Origin of the sequence: Bacillus cereus group sp. MYBK220-1, assembly GCF_051916445.1 — a bacterium.
Lineage (GTDB): Bacteria > Bacillota > Bacilli > Bacillales > Bacillaceae_G > Bacillus_A > Bacillus_A cereus.
This window is the reverse complement of the sequence record NZ_JBQAGQ010000002.1, coordinates 821,525-846,446: the sequence shown is the minus strand read 5'-3', so window position 1 is coordinate 846,446 and position 24,922 is coordinate 821,525. Positions and strand designations below refer to the sequence as shown.

The following is a 24,922-nucleotide window of genomic DNA, read 5'->3' as shown; positions in this document are numbered from 1 at the left end:
TTTAAATCATTATTACGAAATCAACTTGTACATGTTTCCCTTTATTTGTCACACACATATGTTATTTTGACCAAGACTATATTGTAAATGAGGTGACAACATGCCCATTACGAATCGATTTTCTACCACCACTAACGGCGCACTCGCTATTACAGGCAATACTTTAGGCTTAAGTAAAATTAGTAATCAAAACCGTGCTGGTACAATCGGGGCAATTGGTGCATTCGTAACTACGAATACTGCTTTACAAGTAACTACTTTTCCTGCTGGTACAACGTTAAACTATACACAAAATAGTTCTACCGCTATTTTAAATATCCCTGCTGGTAGTACTATTCTTTACGCAGAACTCGTTTGGGGTGGAAACTATTTATCTCGTGATCAAAACATTACGAGTGTATTAGGAAACCCAGTTTCTTTTACAACACCTGTTTCAACATACTCGATTACTCCTTCAGCTGTTACAGCTTCAAATCAAACATTCGTTTCAAACTCTATTACATTTGGCTTTTACACTCGTTCAGCAGACGTAACAACTCTTATTCAAGCGGGAGGTTCTGGTTCCTATACTACAGGAGCGGTTCCTGGACTTGTAGATCCTATAGATGCTTCTAATGGAACAATTAATTCGGCTGGATGGACGCTTATCGTCGCTTATCAAAACGGGACATTGCCAGCAAGAAACTTAACCATTTATGTAGCTGGTAACCGTGTTTCTGCAGAAACTGGTAGTGCTGATGTCTCTGTTTCTGGATTTTTAACACCTTCAGGTGGACCAGTAAGCGGGAGATTATTTTTAAGTTCTACTGAAGGAGATGCAGATTTAACCGGGGATCAAGCTTTATTTGGACCAAATTTCAGTTCATTAAATGCTTTATCTGGACCAAACAATGCTATAAATAATTTCTTCGGTTCTCAAGTTAATAATGCTGCAGGAAACTTAGATACAACAGGGACATTTGGAACGCGAAATCAAAGTGCTTCTACAAGTACAAACATCTCCGCAGGAAGACAGGGCTGGGACATTACTTCTATTGATATTTCTCCTTATTTAACAAACTCACAAGTATCCGCCGCAATCCGTTTAACTACTAACGGAGACGCATATATGTTAAATACAGTAGGCTTACAAATTAATATAAACTCACCAAATATACAAGCGACGAAAAGCGTGAATAAAAGTGTTGCTGCAATTGGAGATATTCTCACTTATACAGTTACTATCCCTAACACCGGGCTTCTTCCTGCCAATAACGCTATTTTTATAGATAGTCTCCCTAACGGTACTTCTTTTATACCCGGCACTGTAACAGTAGATAACGTACCACAAACAAATGCAAATCCTGCGGCTGGTATATCTCTTGGAACAATTAATAATGGTGCTTCTCGTATAGTAACTTTCCAAGCTACTGTCGTTTCTCTTCCAAGTCAAAATCCTATCTCTAACACTGCTAATATTACATTTCAATATACACCAATCGCCGGAGGAACAACTTTTAATGGTCTTGCAACAAGTAACTCTGCTGGAACACAAATTAACCTTGCAGATATTAATGGAACAAAATCAGTTAACAAACTTTTTACCGATATTGGTGAAACATTAACTTACAGTATAGCCTTAGCTAATATAGGAAATATCGCTGCAACGAATGTGATATATACGGATCCGATTCCTAGCGGGACTACTTTCATTCCAGGGAGTGTAACTGTGAACGGAGTTACTCAAGCTGGCGCAAATCCCGCTAATGGTATAACAATTGGTTCAATTGCCGCAAATTCCACTACTACTATTTCATTCCAAGTGCTCGTTCCTTCTATCCCTCAAACAAACCCAATATTAAATAGTGGAACAACAACATATCAATACATTCCTGTACCTAATCAACCAGCAGTAAGTGGGACTGATACGACAAATATTGTCTCCACTCAAGTGAATAACGCCACTGTAACAATGGCAAAAGCAGTAGATAAAAATTTCGCAGATATTGGTGATACACTAACGTACACCGTTTCCTTTACAGGTACAGGTAATACAAATGCGAACAATGTTATTTTTACAGATATCATTCCTACTGGAACAACTTTGGTTCTAAACAGTTTAACAATAGATGGCACAACACAAGTGGGCGCAAATCCCGCTACCGGCGTGAACATTGGATCCATAACAAGCGGCACAACAAAAAATGTTGCATTTCAAGTAGTAGTAAACACAATACCCACGTCAAATGTCGTATCTAACGGATCAAGCGCTTCTTATCAATATACTGTCAATCCTAGCCAATCACCTGTTACAAAAAATATTTCTTCGAATCTCGTTTCCACTCAAATTAACAATGCGAATGTAACATTAACAAAATCAACAAATAAACAATTTGCTACAATTGGTGAAACAATAAGTTATACAATCCTTATTACAAACAGTGGAAATGCAGCCGCTAATAACGTTCAACTAACAGATCCACTTCCAAACGGTACGATATTGACTCTTGGTACTGTAACACTAAACGGAGTTTTGCAGAATGTAGATTCTCTCGTTGCTTTACCTATCGGCACAATTCCTGGTGGAGCTACTTTTACCTTATCCTTTCAAGTAACAGTCATTAACATTACTGCCCAAAACCCTATTATTAATAACGCTTTCGCCTCTTATATTTACACTGTAAATCCAAGTTTGCCACCGACTTCAAAAACAGCAAATTCTAATTCTGTTACATCAACAATTAGACTAGCAAATCTCCATGTTAATAAATCTGTAGATAAAACGTTTGCGGAAGTTGGCGATGTATTAACTTACACCTTTGCTCTTACTAACGATGGAAATGTTGCAGCGAACAATATATTACTATCTGATTCAATTGCGAATGGAACCGCCTTTATCCCAAACAGCGTTATAGTTAACAGTGTTACTCAGCCAGGCGTTACACCAGCTAGCATCAATATTGGTAGCATCAATGCTAATACTACAATTACAGCTTCATTCCAAGTAGTAATAACTAGCATTCCAAATCCAAACCCTATTTCAAATAGCGCTTCCATCTCCTATAACTTTATCGTTGATCCAAACGCTTCACCTGTAAGTAAGAACACTACTTCAACTACTACATTTACTCAAGTAAACGATGCAAATGTCATTTCAGCCAAAACAGTGGATCGAGCGTTCGCTACCGTAGGGGATACATTAACTTATACTGTTACTTTGACGAATGCAGGAAGTGTTTCTGCTGATAGCCCTACTTTCGTAGATACGAATCCAGACGGTACTACCTTTATTCCAAACACTTTTCTTATTAATGGTGTACTTCAAAATAACGCAAATCCAAATATAGGTGTTCCACTACCTTCCATTGCTGCTAACGGTTCACTTACCGTCTCTTATCAAGTAACCGTCACCTCTTTACCAACACAAAATCCAACATTAAATTCATCTAGTACACAGTATAGCTTTATTCTAAATCCGGGTGATCCACCAACTATAGAAACATCTGTAAGTAACACTGTAAGTACACAAATTAATTTAGCAAATGTTGTTATTGTCAAAGAAGTAGATTTAACTATCACCGACGTCGGGCAACCAATCACATATACAATTTCTTTAGCTAATCTTGGCAATACTACAGCAAATAATGTTATTGTTACCGATATAATCCCTAATGGCTCCACTATCGTACCAAATAGTATTTTTATAGGTGGTACTTTACAACAAGGTGCAGACCCTAGTAACGGTCTTCAAGTCGGCTCCATTCCTTCAGGTGGTTTTACAACGATTGTTTTTCAAATAAGTGCAAATGGGCTACCTTCACCAAACCCAATTCAAAACAGCGCTTCACTTCAATATAGCTTTATCGCTGATCCTAACTTACCTGCTCTCGTTAGAAACGCTGCTAGCAATATAGTAACTACACAAATTAATACTGCTAATATCGTTGCTACAAAACTCACAAGCACAAACTTCGCTGATGTTGGTGATGTCATACTATATGCAACTATTTTAACAAATAACGGGAATATCTCTGCTGCTAATGTAACGTTTACAGATATCATTCCAGCGGGTACCCTCTTCATTCCTAATACTGTAACGATTAATAATGTCCCTGTAGCTAACGCAAATCCTGCCACTGGCATTTCAATTGGTACGATAGGAGCGAATTCATCACGCACCGTTGCATTTCAAGTTTTTGTACCAACTATCCCTGCTGTAAACCCAATTACAAATCAATCAAGCACAACATTCCAATATACGTATGATCCATCCAAACCTGCTGTGATGCAGATGGTTGCTTCTAACACTGTACAGACAACTATTAATAACGCCTCAATTGCCGCTACTAAATCTGCAGATAAACAGTTTGCTAACGTAAATGATATTATTACGTACACGACTACTTTAACGAATAACGGGAACACACTTGCATCAAATGTAATATTTACAGATGTAATTCCAAACGGAACATCGTTTATTCCTAATAGTGTTACTGTAAATGGGAATACACTGCCTAATGTCAATCCAGCAAGCGGAATTGCAATCGACCCAATAAATCCGAATGCAAATACAATCATCTCATTCCAAGTACAAGTAAATTCTATCCCGAATCCAAATCCAATCCCGAACCAAAATAATACAACGTACCAGTATGTCGTAGATCCTAACTTACCTCCAGCATCCGCCAATACGTTAAGTAACGTAATAACAACTCAAATTAATAACGCTACTATTGTCGCTACTAAGTCTGTGAATACACCGACAGCTGCAATTGGTGATATTGTTACTTATACGATTGCAGTAACAAATACAGGTAATATCCCTGCTAGTGCAACTGTTTTAACAGATGGGCTTGGCGCAGGAGCTTCATTTATCCAAAACTCCGTAACGATCAATAATGTTCCACAACCAGGATTAGATCCATCACTTGGTGTTCACTTGGCAGATATTTCGCCAGGAGATACTATATTCATTACTTTTCAAGCACAAATTTTAGCGATACCACCTAGTAGCACATTAACAAATAATGCTCTTGTAAATTATGAATATACCGTGAATCCAAACCAATCTCCTGCTGTTGGTAGCACCGTAACAAATACAACAGTTACACCAATTATTGACGCTACTTTAGTAATAAATAAAAGCGCCAGTACAACTTTTGCTACAATCGGTGATACAATTACATTCACTTCAGCTGTTACAAACAACGGAAATACTACTGCGAACAACATTATTTTTACTGATACAATTCCAAACGGTACTACCTTTATCCCAAATAGCTTTAAGATAAATGGTGTAACCGTTCCGAATGCAAATCCACAAAACGGTATCAATATTGGTAACTTGAATTCAAATGCATCTGCTACACTCAGTTTTCAAGTAAACATTACAACACTTCCAAACCCTAATCCAATCCCGAATAAATCATCGCTTCAATATAGCTTTATTGTAGATATAAATGAACCGCCAGTTTCACGAACAGTTCAATCTAATAAAACCTTTACACAAGTAAATACTGCTTCTGTTATCGCAACAAAAACTGCAAGCAGTGCTTTTGCTGCTGTTGGAGATACAATTACGTATACAACTACCCTCATCAATAGCGGCAATACTACCGCAAACACACCTGTTTTTATCGATATATTACCACCTGAACTTTCATTCGTTCCTGATAGCGTACAAATTAATACCATCCCACAACTTGGATTTAGACCAGATAGCGGGATTTCTTTAGACTCAATTCCAGTTGGAGGAACGACAACAATTAGCTTTCAAGCTATCGTTGGCTCAATACCAATTACAAATCCAACTTTGAACCAGTCTAGCACGACATACTCGATCATTGTTGATCCTACCCAGCCGCCGGTGACAGAAACAGCTACAAGTAATCCAACTTTAGTTCAAATTAACGAAGCGATTATTCAAGCAACGAAAAGTGTGGATCGGCTATTTTCTGACATAGCACCTGGAAATTCATTTTTAACGTATACAGTTTTATTAGAAAATGTAGGAAACACAACTGCTACGAATATCATTTTTACAGATCCGATTCCAAATAACGCAGTATTTATAGAAGATAGCGTTCGAGTAGGCGGAGTTTTATTACCTGGAGTAAATCCAGCGAACGGGATACCAATTGGGGATATTATTGCAGGAGATTTTATAAATGTTACCTTCCGTGTGCAAGTAGTTAGCATTCCAAATCCAATTTTCACAATTGGACCAGGCGGACCAAACTCACCGGTTGTAAACGGCGCTTCTATTGATTATAAATTTATGACAGGACCTAATTTACCACTTGTTTCACGAAATACGACATCTAATTCTGTTTCGACACAAATAAATTCTGGAGAAATTGTGGCAATCAAATCTGTAGATAAAATTTTCGCAACGATTGGTGATACAATTTCTTATACAATTACATTAAGTAACCCTGGAAATGTCACTTCACAAAATATAATTTTCACGGATACTTTACCTGATGGGACGACATTCATATCTGGCACTCTTACAAACGATTCTGGTACACAGCAAATCGGAAATCCATCTAACGGGATTCAGATTGGAAATATAAACCCAAATGGAACGGCCGTGATTACTCTCAACGTACTTGTTACAAACATTCCAAGTATAAATCCAATTTCTAATTTTAGTTCTGTACAATTTGCACATGTAGTTGATCCTAGCCAACCTGCCGTAACACAAACGAACGTATCTAATGCTGTTTCGACAACAATTAATAGTGCAATATTAACGACCAAAAAAAGCGTTGATAAATCTATCATTTCTGTTGGAGATACGATTACGTATACAACAACTATTACAAATACAGGAAATACGACTGCAACGAATATAACGTTCACGAGCGCAATTCCAGCTAACACTACCTTTATACCAAACTCAGTCAAAATAAATGGGGTTCAGCAATCTGGTGCGCAACCAGCACTTGGAGTAACTATACCAAATATCGCTCCTGGTGAAACAGTAACCGTTACTTTCCAAGCAAATGTTCTTTCTGTTCCCCCTTCAAGTTCAATTATGGGTAATGACACAATTTTATATTCTTATTCTGTCGATCCAAACGGAACTCCTATTACAACTTCTACTTCAACGAATATCGTTACAAATCCGGTACTAGATGCTATGATAACGATGGCAAAATCGGTCGATCAAACAATTGTTACACTAGGTGATACCATTACCTATACAACCATTTTAACGAATAATGGCAATACAAATGCAACGAATATTACTTTCACTGATCTTATTCCAGACGGCACAACGTTCATTCCGAATAGTGTCACAATCAATGGCAGTACACACATCGGACTCGATCCTAATACAGGTATAACAGTCGGATCAATTGCTCCTAACAACTCAATATCTATCGCATTTCAAGTTACTGCTACTTCTACACCAAACCAAAATCCTGTAGCCAATTCCGCTACTGCTTCTTACACATTTATCGCTGATCCAAATGCACCGATTGTTTCAAGAAACGTTACTTCAAACACAGTGTTTACTACGATTAATACAGCTAACATTCTTTCATTAAAACAAGTCGATAAATCCTTTAGTCGTATTGGAGACACACTCACTTATACTGTCATTTTAACAAATAATGGAAACTCATCTGCACAAAATGTTATATTTACAGATACAGTGCCAAGCGTCACTACATTTATTGCAAACACATTTTCTATTAACGGAGTTCCTCAAAGTGGGGCGGATCCATCGAACGGTGTGAATATTGGGACAATAACAGCCGGGACTACAGTAACAGTTTCGTTCCAAGTTACTGTAACATCATTACCAAACCAAAACCCAATTGTAAATTTCTCATCAACATCGTATCAATTAGTCTCACCACCTGATGCAGAAACTTCAATTAGTAATCCTGTTTCAACCCAAATTAACGAAGCAATATTGTCTATGACGAAAAATGAAAGTGTATCCTTTGCAGATATCGGGCAAACTGCTTTTTATACTACTTCTATTACCAATGTAGGCAATACCGATGCAACTAATATTGTATTCACAGATACATTACCAAGTGGACTCACATTTGTTCCTAACACATTAACTGTCGATGGCGTTTTACAACCTAACGCGGATCCAAATACAGGTGTATTACTTGCAACACTTCCACCAAATGAAATATATAGTATCGTCTTTCAAGTTACAGTAAACAATATTCCCCCTAGTAACCCAGCACCAAATACAGCATCAACGACGTATGAATTTACTGTTGATCCTGTTAATCCTCCCGTTTCAAGTGCAGCTACTTCCAACACTACACTCCTTCAAATAAACAACGCAACTATTATTAGCACCAAAACAGCAGATCTTACTTTTGCGGATGTTGGTAATACAATAACATTTACACTTAACCTTCCTAATACCGGAAATGTGACCGCAACTGATGTAACTATTATCGATATTCTTGATAGCAATTTAAGTTTCGTTCCAAATAGTTTCACAGCTAATGGGCAAACCATTCCAAACGCCGATTTATCAACTGGTGTAAATATTGGTTCCATTAATGGTGGTAATACGGCAATCGTTACATTCCAAGCAACTGTTATTACACTTCCAACACTTAATCCCATTTCTAACTCTGCTTCTACCACATATCATTATGTCGTTGATCCTAGCCAGCCACTTATTACAACTTCCAATCAATCTAATACAACGACAACACAAATTAATAGCGCTATCCTTACTGCACAAAAAAATTCAAATGTATCTACGGTAGATATCGGGCAGGATATTACCTACACCGTTACAATTACAAATAGCGGAAATGTAAGTGCAACGAATGTTATTTTTACCGACCTTATTCCAGACGGAACTTCCTTTGAACCGAATAGCTTTACACTGAACGGAACTAGCATCCCAAATGCAGATATCATTACAGGCGTTCCAATCGGTGATATCGCGCCAAACGAATCTGTCATCGTAGCATTTAACATTATCGCCAATGAAATTCCGCCTATAAATCCAATTACTAATCAAGCTAGCGTTAGCTTTCAACATATCGTTAATCCAGCTAATCCCCCAGTTTCAAAAAATATTATTTCTAACAACGTTACAACAAAAATTGAAAGTGCTATTTTAAATACTATTAAAATAGGAGATAAAACTTTTGCAACGATTGGTGATACGATTACGTATACAACGACTATTACGAACACAGGCAATATTCCTGCTAACAACGCTATATTCTCAGACCCTTTACCATCGTGGACACAATTTGTTGCAGGATCAGTTATTGTTGATGGCACTCCATTACCATCCGCTTCGATTATTAACGGTGTTGGCATAAATACAATCAATCCAAATCAAACTGTTACAATCATATTCCAAGTACAAATCGTAAGTAATCCAACAACGTTCACACCTGAACTCCAAAACTTAGGATTTGTTAACTTCCAATATAACGTAGGCAATGCATTACTGGCTCAACCTGGCAATGTGGAAACGAATGTCTTCGTTACTTCTATTAATACAGCAATACTTTCAGCTGTAAAAACTGCTAATACAGCCTTTGCAAATATTGGAGATACGATCACTTATACAGTTTTGATTCAAAATAGCGGCAATACAAACGCTACGAATGTAAATTTCTCAGACCCAGTTCCAGCAGGAACAACCTTTGTTGAAAATAGTTTTGCTGTAAATGGAAGTACCATTCCAGGTGCAAATCCAAATAACGGAGTGAATATCGGAACAATTAGCTCGGATAGTTCCTTAACCGTTACTTTCCAAGTCATAGTTACATCAACTCCACCTTCAAATCCGATTACAAACGTAGCATCTATTCAATACACATTCATCGTTGATCCGGCCTCTCCTCCTGTTACAGGCACGATAAATTCTAATAGCGCTTCAACACAAATTAATAACGCGACTGTTACAACTGTTTTACAAGCAAATCGTTCAATTGTGTCTATCGGGGATATAATTACGTATACAGCAACATTAACGAATACTGGAAACTTCCCTGCAAACTCTGTATTACTCATTAATGGAGTTCCTGAAGGAGCATTATTTGTTCCAAATAGTGTTACGCTCAACGGGATTTCACTTCCAGATGCAAGTCCAACTCTCGGTATTCCCGTTGGTATTATCGCACCAGGTGATTCCGCTACTATTACGTTCCAATTTCTTGCAAGTTCTATTCCACCACAAGGAGCAATTATAAATCAAGCACTTACAAGTTACACGTATATTGTCGATCCAAGTCAACCTCCTGTTACAGCAACATCCTCGTCTAATACGGTTAATACAGCTGTTGTTGATGCATCGTTATCCGTAATTAAAAGTACAGATTCTCTCGTACAATCTACTGACGGTACAATCACTTACACAGTAGTCGTTCAAAATAACGGAAATACTACTGCAAATACAGTTACTTTAACAGATTTGGTCCCCGAAGGAACTGCCTTTATTCCGAATAGCGTAACTATTAATAGCGTTTCCGTTCCAGATGCTGATCCTAACGTAGGAATACCATTAAACTCCATCACACCGTCAGAAATCGTCACTGTAACATTCCAGGTTATCGTTCAATCTATTCCAAGCGTAAACCCAATTTCTAATACAGCCCGTATTGACTATACTTTTATCGCCGATCCAACTGCTCCTATCATCTCTCGAACAATTACGTCTAATCCTGCTTTCACACAAATTTCGGATGCGACTATCCTTTCTTTAAAAGCAGTCAATGCACAGCAAGCAACAACAGGTGATATTTTGACTTACACAATAACACTAGAAAATACCGGAAATATTCCAGCTACGAATCTCATATTTTCAGATACGATCCCCCAAGATACTACATTCGTAGAAAATAGTTTTACACTTAACGGAACAACTATACTTGATGCCAATCCAAATGTAGGTGTTACTTTACCTACTTTAGCAGCAAACGCTACTCACCTTATTTCGTTCCAAATTCTTATTAACGATTCATTCTCCCAAGAATCGATTACAAATCAATCCAATACAACATATACAATCCAACCAGACCCAGGGCAACCGCCTATTACTGAAATATCTACTAGTAATATCGTTATTACAAATTTCGTGCAAGCACAATTGGCAATTACAAAAACATCCAATCCAACAACTGTAGATATCGGTGGAACTATACTTTATATTTCTGAAGTGAAAAATATCGGTAATGTTGACGCAATAAATATTAATTTCACAGATTCTATCCCTGCTGGGACTACATTCGTTCCCGATAGTGTCACAATTAATGGTGTCCTTCAGCCAGGTGTAAATCCTGAAAACGGAATACCGATTGGAACAATTCCAGCAAACAGTTCCAAAACGATACTATTTCAAGTGCAAACAAATAATCCACCGAATGAAACTGAAATTGTAAATCAATCTTCAGCAACTTACCAATATGTAAGTATTCCTACAGCCCCACCAGTAAATCGCTCTGCAAATTCTAACATTGTTACAACATCACTTCAAAATGCAAATATTATTTCTGTTAAAAGTGCGGATGTAAATTTCGTATCAATCGGGCAAATGATTACCTACACAAATACACTTCAAAATATAGGAACCGTTCCGGCTAACAATATCGTGTTCATTGATAACATTCCAGAAGGTACTATATTCATTGAAGATAGCTTAGCAATAAATAATGTAATTCAGCCTGGCGTGAATCCTGAAAACGGAGTAACTCTCGGCACGATACAACCAAATGAAACAGTCACTATTTCATTCCAAGTACAACTTACAAATATATCAGAGGGCAATACAGTCATTAATATTTCAGACACTTCGTACGAATACCAAATTGACCCTAGTTCTCCAATTATTCAGCGTAGATCGTTATCAAATGCAGTAAATACTGAAGTGCGAACGGCAAATGTTAGTGCAATTAAATCCGCTAACAGATCCATTACACGTATCGGTCAAATCATCACATATACAGTCGCAGTTACAAACGCCGGTACAATACCTATTACAAATACTCTCCTACTTGACGCAATTGCTTCTGGCACCACATTCGTTCCAAATAGCATTCTTGTAGATGGCGTACCAAGACCTAACGAAAATCCAATTACCGGTATCAATCTTGATATAATTCTTCCAAATAATACGATTATTGTTACGTTCCAAGTAAGCGTAGTTTCTATACCGCCACAAAATAACATTAATAATATCGCCGTCATTCACTATGAGTATCGACCAGACCCAAGCACACCACCAATTTCAGAAACGACCTCTTCCAATGCTACAAACATACAATTTATTGATGCTATTCTTATTACTACAAAATCTGCTAATACTGTATTAGCTACTATTGATGAAACCATTGAATATACAGTATTCATTCAAAATAATGGATCGGCTACAACTAACTCCATCTTTTTTACAGATACTATAGCAGATGGAACAGTATTTATTCCAGGAAGTGTAATAGTTAATAATACTGTACTTCCTGCAGCAGATCCGAATATCGGCTTTTCCATTCCTAATGTCGCAGCAGGTCAAATGACTACAATAACATTCCAAGTTTCCGTTACGAATTTACCTACTGTAAATCCAAAACCTAATACTGCAAACATTGTCTACGACTTTATTTTCAATCCTGACTTTGCACCAATTCAAAAATCTACTACTTCCAATACTACTTTCGTTCAAATTAATGATGCTGATATCGTTTCACTTAAAACCGTTGATTTAACCTCTGTAACGATTGGTGACATTTTAACTTATACAACAACTTTAACGAATACAGGGAATACGGATGCCACTGCTGTTGTATTTACAGACAATATACCTGATGGAACAACCTTTATTGACGGTAGCGTTTTAGTAAATAACATTCCTCAGCTTAACGCCAATCCAAGTGTAGGTATACTTGTAGGAACGATTGCTCCTAACATTTCTATCCCAGTCACATTTTCTGTTACCGTCGTAGCTCTTCCTGCTAGCGGTCATGTTCAAAATCAATCAACTTCTCGTTATACAATTAACGTGGAAGAACAAATATCGACTAGCAATATTACCTTCACTGAAGTTATTTCCGCTAATGTAATTGCGACAAAAACAACACCTATCCAATATGCTGACTTACAAACTATCATCCCTTATACAATTTCCATCATAAATAACGGAAATATACAAGTCGAAAACATTATTGTTACAGATATTATCCCAGCAAATACGAGCTTTATAGAGAATAGTGTTATCGTGAACGGCAACGCTCGGCCAAATGACAATCCTCTTAACGGTATACAAATTGATACCATTCCACCTAATACGACAGCAACTGTTCTATTCCAAGTACGGGTTACTTCGATTCCACAAACAAATCCAATCTCTAACACGAGTACAATTGAATATGAATACACGGTACCAAATCGACCACCTATTACCGAAACTATTATTTCATCAGCTGCTTTAACAGAAATTAATCATGCGAATTTGAATAGTAATAAAGCTGTTGACCTTGCATTTGCAACGGTTGGTGATACGTTAACGTATACGATTACACTAAATCAAACCGGTAATGTTACAGTAAATGATGTAATCATTCAAGATATTATTCCTCAAGGTACTACGTTTATAGAAAATAGCGTCATTGTAAACGGAGAAACTCTTCCAGGAGTAAATCCAGTAAGCGGCATACCAATTGGTACTATAACTATTGGTGGAGATGCTATCGTTTCATTCCAAGTAACTGTGACTTCTATTCCAACACCAAATGAACTAAACAACAACGCAATTACTACTTTTAACTATATAGTCAACCCAAATAACGTACCTGTTACAAATACGACTACAACAAATACTGTCAAAACTACTGTCCAAAATGATAATGTCATTGCTTTTAAGTCTGCTGATGTAACAAACGCCTTACCTGGTCAAACTTTAACGTATACAATTACGATTACGAATAGCGGTAATGTAACGATTGAAGACCTTCTTGCCATAGACGCCGTACCAATAGATACGACTTTTGTTGCTGGTAGTGTTACGATTAACGGAATCAATCAGCCTAATGAGAATCCTGAAAATGGTATTACGTTAGGAAATCTTGCTCCTAATGAATTTGTTATTATTACGTTCCAAGTGACAATATCTTCTTCTACTCTTCAATCTACAATTAATAATGATGCTTCTGTTTCCTATACCGTTATCATTGATCCAACAAAACCACCTATTACAATTACAAAACAAACAAATACCGTTACAACGACAGTTATTGATCCGATGGTTCGCATTGAAAAAACAGCTGACAAATCTATTGTCGTTATAGGAGATATCATTACATTCACATTAGCGGTATTCAATCATTCCCCAATTCCTACAATCAGTACTTCTGTTATAGACACAATTCCAGCTGGTACAACATTTATAGAAAACAGCGTAACCATTAACGGCACTCCCGTTCCAAATGTTCGTCCAGACACTGGTATTAATATCGGCTCTTTACCTGCAGATTCAGTAGCAACTATAACATTTCAAGTTCTCGCAACTTCTATTCCTTCAAACAGTACAATTATAAATTCTGCAACAGTTACCGCTGCTTTTCAGTTGACACCACAGGATCCAATTATTACTTTCATTGTTAATTCAAATATCGTTCGTATACCAGTTCAATTTATAACTGCAACAGTCACGAAAAATGCTTCCGTCAGCTCAGCTTATTTAAATCAATATTTTGATTACACGGTACGCATTACAAATACTTCTGAAATTTCACTCTCAAATATTTCGTTACAAGATACTATTCCAGCAGGTTTACAATTTATAAATGGCACTGTCTTTATTAACGGTGAACGCTCTCCACTAGCGAATCCGAATATCGGTTTCCTAGTCGCTACTAATTTGGAACCAAACGAAACAATTATCGTGTTATTCACAGTACAAGTGATAAGCCCCCCTGTTAATAATCCCTTTAAAAATACGGCCAATATTTCGTTACAACTTCAAGTCTCGCCTACCGACCCACCAATTACAGTAACCGTTACAAGTAACGAAAACATCGTCACCTTTGTTCCAGAAAATCCAGATGAAGCACTTCCAAATTTAAATTGCTTCTTTGACGGTGAACGCTTCATTCGCATTACTCCTCGAAATGTACGAAATTACCTTTGGACTTGGATTTGGTGGAAGTAATTGAAACAAAAAAGAGATTGTTGTTTGGTTGAAACCAAATTACAATCTCTTTTTCATTACCTATATCCCACTACGTTGTAACTCGTCCAAGGATATACAATTAAACAACATCTCAAGTTATCTTAGTCGTAATAAGTTGGCCAGCTTCATTAATAGTAACTTTCCATTTCACTCCACTAGCAGTCTTCATGATTATACCTTTACTTGCCTCTATTTCAATATCTCCAAACATTCTTCCGCCAGTCGTCGCTAACCAAGCACTCCCATTTTCCATAGAAGATCTTGCAAAGATACGATTAATTCGAAAACGTTTATGATCTTGAGAATAACCACTTAATGTAATTCTAACTTTATATAACTGACCCGCCTTCATATTCGATATAATTGTATCGCCAACATTTAATGGAACATCCAACGCGATAACCCAACTTCCAGTTGCACTTAATGCATATTCAATTTTAATTTTCTTTGGGCTCTCTCCCCATCCAAAATACATTCCAAAACAATTTAACATTTGTATTGGTTTTTTCGTAAAATCCATTTCAATTACAACTGGATTACTATCTGGAACGTCAATATAGTTTACACTTTGTTCATCTATTAAATTAAAGCAATTTGTGAGATTTCCCCCGTACGGCACTTTTCCACTTACTTGCTTAACGTTATATTTCTGCTGAGCATTTACTAAAATATCATCTTGATTTCCTATTAAATGAGGTCTATTTAACGTCAAAGGTAACTGAATTCGTAGGGATTCTTCATAAGTAGACTTACAAACATTGTATTGTCCTTTATCTACAATAGTTGTCGAAAGCAGATTTGAAAAAAGGTAGTTACGATGAGAATTGGAAGAAAATTCAATAACAATTTGTTCACTACTCATCCGGTACGTATCCCAGATCATACAATCAAATGTATTATACGCACCTGAACAACGAATTACTTTTTCCGTTTGTTGTCTACATTGCACTTGAATATCATGAAACGTATTTCCTGAACTTTCATTTGGCAAATCACTATTTCCATCTACTTCAATCCCATACACACATCCATCAATAAATATAGATTGAAATACATTGGCGTTAATCCAGCAAGGTGTATTGATATCATTTATATATTCTGTCTTCAAATGTATTGCAGTTTGAAAGTTTTTAATTTGAATAAATTTAACTTGAAAGAAACTAATAAAATCCCATGCCTTTTGACAATAAAAATGTATAGCTTTTCCTTTATACGATGGAGTTGTATTTATTATATTTATATTTGATATAACAGATTGATTAGGTACTTCGATTTGTTGTGAACCAGAAACATAAATAACAGCAGATTGAAACAATGGATTTATAACTTGAAGAGTACCACCAACTATCGAAGCGTTACTTTGTAGCTCAAATGCATTAAAATCCCCATCAATTTGCAGTGTTACGGTAGGATCCAACTCTAATCTTACGTTTGATTTAATAACAATCGGCTTTACAATTTTGTACGTATTTACCCCTGTAATTCTAACCGTCGAAATTCGATTCGCTACACAATAATCAATAGCTTGCTGAATTGCTAATGAGCTATCATTTCCCGAGTTTGGAACTGCGCCAAAACAATCAATATGAACGCTACTTTCTGGCGCACAATCTTCTTGGGATGAAATATATTCTGACAAAATAAATTCACTCCTCATATTACCTTTTTCATATAATATGTGAGTTGTCTCTTAAAAGTTTCTATAATAAAAAAAACAAACGACCTACCCGGTCATTTGTTTTTTTTATATATATTTTTCGTTTCCTCTATCATTTTAGTTAACGAGAAATATCTCATTGCTTTCTCTCGTGCTTTCAATCTAATAGCAGTTACCTTTTCTTCATTCCCTTGTAGTTCCTCAAGCGCACTTGCGAATTCCGATTCGCAATATTCAGATATCAAAACACCTGACTCTCCATCTATTACCGCTTCATGTATTCCACCAACATCTATTGAAACAATTGGTGTCCCTGTAGCCATCGCTTCAATTACTACCATTGGAAACACTTCACGAAAAGATAATAAAAGTAAGGCGTCCATATTCCCTATAAACTCATGCGGCTCTGAAATATTCCCTAGCATCTTCACCCTTTGCTGCAATCCATATTTTTCTATTTCTTTCATAATCGATTCTTTCTCTGGTCCATCACCAGCAATATAAAACATAAAATCATTTCTCTTTTTCAACACATTTGCAATTTTGACAAATAGTTGATGGTTTTTCTCTTTGGATAATCTAGCTAATATCCCTATTTTATATGTAGATTCTTTCTTTTTCTGCTGGAATAAAAACTTTTCAATATCAACACCGTTATAAATTGTATTTATTTTTTCTTCTGCTACATGAATTGAAATTAAATTGTTCTTTTCAAACTCACTTACTGTAATAATATTGTTCACATATTTATTCATGAAATACCGAAAAAGCGTTGGCATTTTCTTTTCTAATATCGTTACATTGTGTTTCGTATAAACAATTTTCATCTTTTTTTTAATAAACTTTTGAAGTAGAAAAGCATATAATACCATTCGCAAACTATTTGCATGAATAAGTTCTATCTTTCGTTTACAAATTTCGTTTCGTAAATAATAAATATTTCTCAAATGATTCCATCGACTAAGTAATATAAAATTTTCTTTTCTAGTAAGGGATTCATATAGTTCTCCATCACCTGCAGCTGTATAAATCTTAAAATCCTCATAATGCAAATTTTTTTCTAATTTACAGAAATAATTTTCGGCTCCGCCAGTTATCAATTTATCAGTCATCAACAGTATATTCATAATTGCGTCTTCCCAACTACATTGATTTTATTTTTTTTATAAGCATGATAAGCATACTTACTAAAATAGTAAAAGCTTTGCACTGCATTAAGACTTTTTTGGTCCCTTAATAATTTCCAATACCGAAAAGCTGCTCTAACTTTATTTCTCGAAACAGAATTTGCTACAATTCGATACTTCGCTAATACTTGCTGTATCCCTTTTGCTTCATGCCCTTCATGTAATAAGTTCAGCCATAACGCTGTATCTTCCGGCTGTACACTAGGCATTTCGACATACGGAATTTTTTCACGATCAATCATCACCGTTAAACACCCGATAATTGTATTTCCTACTAAATAATGATAGTCAACAGATTTTGGTACACTCACTTCGCGATTTAATTCATTACCATTTTCATCAATTAAACTATACGACGCATATGAAAAAGCAATATTCATTTCTTCCATAAATAACAATTGTGTCTTCAATTTATGCGGCAACCATATATCATCACTATCTAAAAAGGCAATGTACCTTCCTCTCGCCTCTCGAATCGCTAAATTCCGAGCTTTAGCAGCACCAACATTTTCTTTTAATGATAATAACCTAATACGTGAGTCTCCTTCTATTATCTCTTTAATTTTTGCGGCAGATTGGTCGGTTGAACAGTCATCAACGATAATCATTTCCCAGTTTTCATACGATTGATTCTGTACAGATAAAATTGTCTCACCTATAAATCGTCTACTATTATAAGAAGGTGTTATTACAGAAACATGAGGCGCCTTATTATGTGCTGATAGACATTTTACCATCTATCTTTCCCCTTCCTTCATATATTGAAATATACTTCACAACAACTGCTAAAAATAAAAAGAACGCTTCGTTAATAATGAGTGACAATGACATCATCTGAAATAAAAATGCAATCATAGTCAATAGAAGGTATGGTTTTTCACGAAACAAAGTATGCTGCGCTAACTTAAACATTAATATGAATAAAAACGCACTATATAGAAGAAAACCAATTGTACCCGACTCAGACAAAATTTCTAAAAATGTATTGTGTACATATAATTTTTCATTAAATTGATACTCATAATAATTCGAGAAGTTAAACGCACCAATTCCGATATATGGATTGGATAAATAATATTTAAAAGCAGCTTCCCATAATGTAAATCTACCACTTCCATTATCATGGGAAAAATCAGAAATTCGTTTATTTAATATGTCATCTAATTGGCCCCCCATTACACTATTCGATAAACTAAAAATAACTACACTAAACAATACTAAACTCATAATTATTTTTATTTTTTTAGCGAAACTAGACATACATATATATACAAAAATGACAAGCACAAGCGCTAATATTCCCCCTCTTGAAAAGGTTAATAGACTCGTCGTAACACATAAAATTAACCCTAGAATGTTAGTGATATTTTGTAAATTCGTCATATAGTACATAAAAAATATTGTATTATAGAAAATAAAAATGTTAGGATCATCTAGCAATCCAATTAACCGTGGATATCCTCTATCAACTAATAATCCAGCAAAAATTTCTCTCTCTTCTCCACCGTATAAACTAAAGTATTGTAAACCGATTATATAGAGTAGTAGACTTACAACATTAAATACTATTCCTACATAAGCAATAGATGATTCAAGTACCACTATTTCAGTATTCCCCAATAAATTTCTCATTATAAAATAGCATCCTAAAACGAGTAGCACGCCAAAAATCATACGAATACTAGCATTTAAATACATAGAAAGAATTCCGCTTAAACAATAAATGAAATAAAACAGTAAAAATATAACTTCATGAAAATATAACTTTTGAATATGAAAGTCTTTAATTGTTAAACAAAAATATATGACTAAAAAAATCATATATATTTTCAATGAAAATCCAATATATAAATTGTATTTACTTAACATGACAAATAATATTAGAAGAATAATCCATCCCATTGATACTTTCATATTATTTTCCATAGGCTATATCCCCTGTTTCGTAATATAATCCTTTTTGCGTATTTTTCTTATAAAAGAAAGAAGAAGTTTTTTTAGCTCATAATCATATAGGAATATGGCAGCTACTACAATTAGTATATTAAGAACAAGCGCAATTAAATGATATGTATGCAATATATATTGCACTCCAATAAAGGTTACACCAAAATAAATTGTATACGGTATTACAATTTGGAATACAATTTTTTTCTTCACTACACTTACCGCTATATATCCCACTAAAGCGACTATTTCAAATAAAACCATAGCGTATGCCGCTCCTATCACTCCACCAAGACTACTAAAGCTATAAAGCATAACCCCACCTATCACCAATGCTACACACTGCACAACAGTCCTCTTATTTTGACAACCACTCGTCGTTAAACCGTCAGCAATGGCAATATTTAAACTTTGTAGCACAATAAGAAATGATAATATTTGGATTGGTTCTACTGCATTCCTCCATTCTTCATGAAAAAATATAGAAATAAAGTATGGTGCTAAATGATATAAACCGATCGCCATACATATTCCTACAATCGCCATTGATTTAATTTGAAGTAAATTTAATTTCGTATGCTCTTCTATATTATTCTGGTTATAATGCTTAAAGAGCACCGGAAAAAATGCACCTGCAATTACCCCTGGTACTTGATATAAAGCTGCCGGCATCCGGTACGCCACTGCAAAAACACCTACCATACTTAATGGCAATGTATAGTTAAGCAAGATAGGCGCTAATTGTGGCGTACTCATTATTAAAAAACCGCTAATAATAAAGGGAGTTAATTGCCAAAATAACGCTTTATGAATTACGACTTTCATATTCATTTTCGTCTTTCTTCTCATGATATATATACTGAATAAACCACCAATCATATACCCAAAAGCATATAAGCGAGCTGTTACATACACCGGTAACTCTCCGAAAATACAAAAACATGTAATTATAATGACAACTGATGCTGATACAACTTTTATGAGCGCTATATACTTCATACGTTCCGTCAGTTGAAAATAGGCAATCCCTATGTTTTGCCAAGTTAATCCTATTAACATGAAAAACATTACGTTTATCATCATATAAATTAAATTTTTATCCGCATACATATAATGAATAGCAATATAACCGATGATAGAAATAAAAATAAGTAGAATCATCCTTATTTTTATATACGATGATAAAATCTTCTCTAAATCTGCTCCATCCTTTGCCCCTTCTCGAAGAAACGTATTACTAAGTCCTAAGTCTGTAAAAAATAACATAACAAACGTCACTGCTATGGCAACACTAAACATCCCATAATGTTGTGCGTTAAAAAAGTTTGCTAAAACAATTAAACTGACGGCCTGAAGAAGGTTAGCTAAAATCGTACTATAAAATAGATGGATAATATTGCTTAGAATAGATCTACCCATACAAGTTCTCCTTTGCAAGTAACCTACTTACATATGTTGTTTGTTTACATATATATTTATCTTGCACCATTACCGTTCAATACAATTAAAACGGTTTTACATAAAATACGGATGTCCATCCGAAATGTTTTCATTTCAATATACTCCATGTCCAGCCTCAACTTTTCCTTTGGATCAAGATTATACCCTCCATTTATTTGTGCCCATCCTGTTAATCCTGGTTTTACTATTAAACGTTCCTTAAATTCTGGAATATACGCATCAAATTCATTATAAAAAAACTCTCTCTCTGGTCTAGGGCCTACAAAAGACATATCTCCTCTTAAAATGTTTAAGAGCTGTGGTAATTCATCAATTCTCGTTTTTCTTATAAACAATCCAACTTTTGTAATTCTTTGATCATGTTCTTTTGCCCATTGTGGTCCGTTCATTTCAGCATCCTTTACCATCGACCTTAATTTAAATACATTAAACTTCTTCCCGTTTATACCTAAACGTTCTTGAAAGTATATTGGAGCCCCTGATGTTTCTAAAGTAATCATAATACAAAAGAACAACATAATTGGTATTGTTAATAGTAACAATATGATTGAAAATATAATATCAAACAAGCGTTTTACACTTCGATTCAATATGCTAGGCTTTTCTTGAGCCGGAATCGTATACAACTTGGCTTGATTTGTTTCACGAATCATGGATCGTTACCCCCACATTCAAGAATATAAAATTATACCTATTAATTCACATTCTTTCCTATTTATATCCGCTATTACTTTTTGCACTGTACGTAATGAATCTTTTTGCTTTTTAACTGCTAAAACCACTCCATCGCATTTCCCTGCAATAATGTGCGTAGCAGGAAGTTCAAATACTTCAGAAGAATAAACGAAAATGTAATCAAAATCTTCTTTCCACTTAGCAATCGCATTATCAAATTCATCCATAGCAACTAAAGGCGTCCCTGTATGTACTGTTTTTTTTGCAGGAATACAATATAAGTAATTAGACAAATTACTAGAAAAAGATTCATAATTGCAGGAGGAAGAGCTTATTATATCGTTTACTGTTATCATGTGATCACTTTGTAATAATACATGTAGTTTAGGGTCAGAAAAATTCACATCAATAAGTAACACCTTTTTTTTCATTTCCGCAAACACTAGACCCATATTTACTATAAGCGAGGCAACAACACCTCTGTCCTTCGTTGAACTAACTGTGAACAGTTGTTTTCCGGATTTTTTCAGCTCGTGATACACCGTATAAAACTGCTCTTTCATCAGATCATCATGCAAATTGAATGGAAGCTGCTTCTTTGTCCTAAACATCGACATGTTCACCTCGATATATAGATGATTTTTTATCAACCTCTGTAGGTTTCTTTTTTCTATTTGGTTCCATATTTATGTGACCAATAACAGAGACTGTTGTTATTTTCTCTAAATCTTGTTCCGTGTATATACGTTCATCAAAATAATCTTGAAATACAGCTAAACCTATCCCAACAAAAAAACTAACAATTAAAGAAATAGGAATGATCAGTTGAAATTTCGGAAACAATTTTTCAGCCTGTTCCTGTAACTCAGGATCAGTTAATACTTTCACCCCTTGTACATTTGTGTACTGTTGAAAGCTTTTTTGTGATTGCTCTGCCAATGTCTTTACAATGTCTTTCACGATTTTCGGATTGGAATCTTTTACTGTAACAGTTACAATTTGTGAGTTGTCCGTATTCACAACCGAGATTTTTTGTGCTAATTCATAACTTGATTGCTCTAATTTCAAAGTTTTTTTGACTGTTGATATAATTAATGGGCTTTTTAAAATATCAACATACGATGTTACTAGTTGCTTATTTTCTTGTGTTTTATTTGTTGAATTTTCCTTATTAAACTCATCTAAATTCCCAACAAGAATTTGCGTTGAATATTGATATGACGGCTTTAAAACATACATAGAGATAAGAACTAAAGAAGCGGTTAAACAACACATCGTTAAAATAATCGTTACGAATCTTCTTTTCAGTAATTGTTGAAAATCTTTTATACTCATTTCTTGCTTCAATTATTTCACCGCCCTTTTCTGAATAACATCCTGCAAGTCACTCTTTACAGATAACCCTTTCTCTCTTCTATCCACTTGTTTTGTTACATACTTTCCGACTCCGAATGCAAATTTTTCTACATATACATACGAAAGCATTGCAAGTATAAACGAAAAAACAAGTGAAAAAATTAAAATAATAGGCAACGGTAATATTTCATGGAGCATGTATATAAGGGAAAACAACGATATAATATGGTATAAATAAAGACTGTAAGAAATCTTCCCCAAATATAACAAATATTTATTATGTAGCAAGGACGACAAAGTTGATATTGACAAACTTAATATGACAAATAAACATGCACTTATCGCCACTACGTAGTCTCGAAATATAAAATTATTGAGCAATTTCATTTCTCCAATAAGTCCTTCGTACATAAAAAGTAAAATCGCAAATAAAAACCATGCAATTTTCGTGTTTTTAGTACAATTACTATAAAAAACTATTAATTTATTTTTATACTTCGCAATTAGTGCCCCTAGTAAAAACAGCACCGTATAATGCAATGTTAATGCATAGCTTGTTAATGTTAAGCCCGAGCGAAACAAAAATAATATTACGACAGAACATATACTAAAACTAAACAATAATAGTAATGAACACCTTAACGTTTTTCGTAAGCAAATCATCAAAATTAACGGGAAAATTATTGATATTCGCATTTCATGGACAAGTGACCAAATCACACCGTTATATGCATCTGTATTATATTTCCCAACCAATAAAATATGTTGTGCGATTAAGCTTGAAGAACTTTCAATCGTCCATGAGCGATTAAACCATTCACTTAAATAAGAAATACCATATTCACTAATTGTAATCTGGCATACAATAGCTATAATTATTGCCACAATATAAGGAATATATATTCTGCATATACGTTTTAAAAGGTATGACCCATAGCTACTATAGTTTTTTTGAATAGATTCATACAAAACAAATCCGCTCAAAACAAAAAAGATAATAACTGATTCGTTACCACTACTAAAAATTAGACGAGCAGGCGTTTCTTTTAATAGATACACAACAAATGGTTTATTATCTTCATAACTGTAATTTTGAAATGCTGAAAAAATCATTAAATGATGACCAATCATTACTACTAATGAAGAAATCCCTCTTATAGAGTCCAATTCTTCGTATCTTTTCATCTTTTTACATCAACTCCTAATGAAATGATAATAATCATTTCAAAGCGACATCTTTATTCATATTCCTCTCCTTTCTTTTCATTCCAATTTTTCATATTAAAATGATTTTATAGTATAAATTTGAGTGTATTGTAACATTTTTTGTAATATTTTGAATAGAAAATCTCAAAAATTGGTATATACCAATTTCAACCTCGAAAAATGAGTAATATTGATAGAAAAACGCTATAAAAATATCTTGCATATTTACAAAATTAAAGAGCTAAATAGCGTTTTTTCAATATAAAATAAAAAAGATAG

Annotated in this window: 10 protein-coding genes; 1 reads left to right on the top strand and 9 read right to left on the bottom strand. The window is 34.8% G+C overall.

The features are described from left to right. Positions 1-100: 100 nt before the first annotated feature. Positions 101-15,133 carry a DUF7507 domain-containing protein gene (locus ACTFRU_RS11270; RefSeq protein ID WP_440037645.1) on the top strand — a complete coding sequence of 5,011 codons (15,033 nt, stop codon included), beginning with the start codon at positions 101-103 and terminating at the stop codon, positions 15,131-15,133. Positions 15,134-15,245: 112 nt separating this feature from the next. On the opposite strand, the gene ACTFRU_RS11265 is transcribed toward ACTFRU_RS11270, so the two are convergent. The 9 genes from ACTFRU_RS11265 to ACTFRU_RS11225 form a co-directional block, all read right to left on the bottom strand. Beyond that, positions 15,246-16,793, bottom strand: coding sequence for a hypothetical protein (locus ACTFRU_RS11265; protein ID WP_440037644.1), 1,548 nt, complete (start codon positions 16,791-16,793; stop codon positions 15,246-15,248). A 92-nt stretch (positions 16,794-16,885) separates the two neighbouring features. After that, positions 16,886-17,938, bottom strand: a complete 1,053-nt coding sequence (locus tag ACTFRU_RS11260) for a glycosyltransferase family 4 protein (protein ID WP_440037643.1) — start codon at positions 17,936-17,938, stop codon at positions 16,886-16,888. Continuing rightward, on the bottom strand, positions 17,935-18,735 hold the full coding sequence (locus tag ACTFRU_RS11255; protein ID WP_000237694.1) for a glycosyltransferase family 2 protein: 801 nt from the start codon (positions 18,733-18,735) through the stop codon (positions 17,935-17,937). The genes ACTFRU_RS11260 and ACTFRU_RS11255 overlap by 4 nt, the downstream gene beginning before the upstream one ends. Then, a complete protein-coding gene (locus tag ACTFRU_RS11250) occupies positions 18,710-19,924 on the bottom strand; it encodes an O-antigen ligase family protein (RefSeq protein WP_000429870.1) in 1,215 nt (404 codons plus the stop codon). The genes ACTFRU_RS11255 and ACTFRU_RS11250 overlap by 26 nt, the downstream gene beginning before the upstream one ends. A 3-nt stretch (positions 19,925-19,927) precedes the next feature. After that, entirely contained in the window at positions 19,928-21,364 is a 1,437-nt protein-coding gene (locus ACTFRU_RS11245) for an oligosaccharide flippase family protein (protein ID WP_440037642.1), read from the bottom strand. A gap of 56 nt (positions 21,365-21,420) precedes the next feature. Beyond that, on the bottom strand, positions 21,421-22,059 hold the full coding sequence (locus tag ACTFRU_RS11240) for a sugar transferase (protein ID WP_000617648.1): 639 nt from the start codon (positions 22,057-22,059) through the stop codon (positions 21,421-21,423). 18 nt (positions 22,060-22,077) lie between these two features. Next, positions 22,078-22,698 (bottom strand): CpsD/CapB family tyrosine-protein kinase, encoded by a 621-nt coding sequence (locus ACTFRU_RS11235; protein WP_002100874.1) that lies wholly within the window; start codon positions 22,696-22,698, stop codon positions 22,078-22,080. Continuing rightward, positions 22,685-23,428 carry a YveK family protein gene (locus ACTFRU_RS11230; protein ID WP_000807054.1) on the bottom strand — a complete coding sequence of 248 codons (744 nt, stop codon included), beginning with the start codon at positions 23,426-23,428 and terminating at the stop codon, positions 22,685-22,687. Before ACTFRU_RS11230 ends, ACTFRU_RS11235 begins: the two co-directional genes overlap by 14 nt. Further along, entirely contained in the window at positions 23,429-24,622 is a 1,194-nt protein-coding gene (locus ACTFRU_RS11225; protein WP_440037641.1) for an acyltransferase family protein, read from the bottom strand. It lies immediately after the preceding gene. Positions 24,623-24,922: the final 300 nt, after the last annotated feature.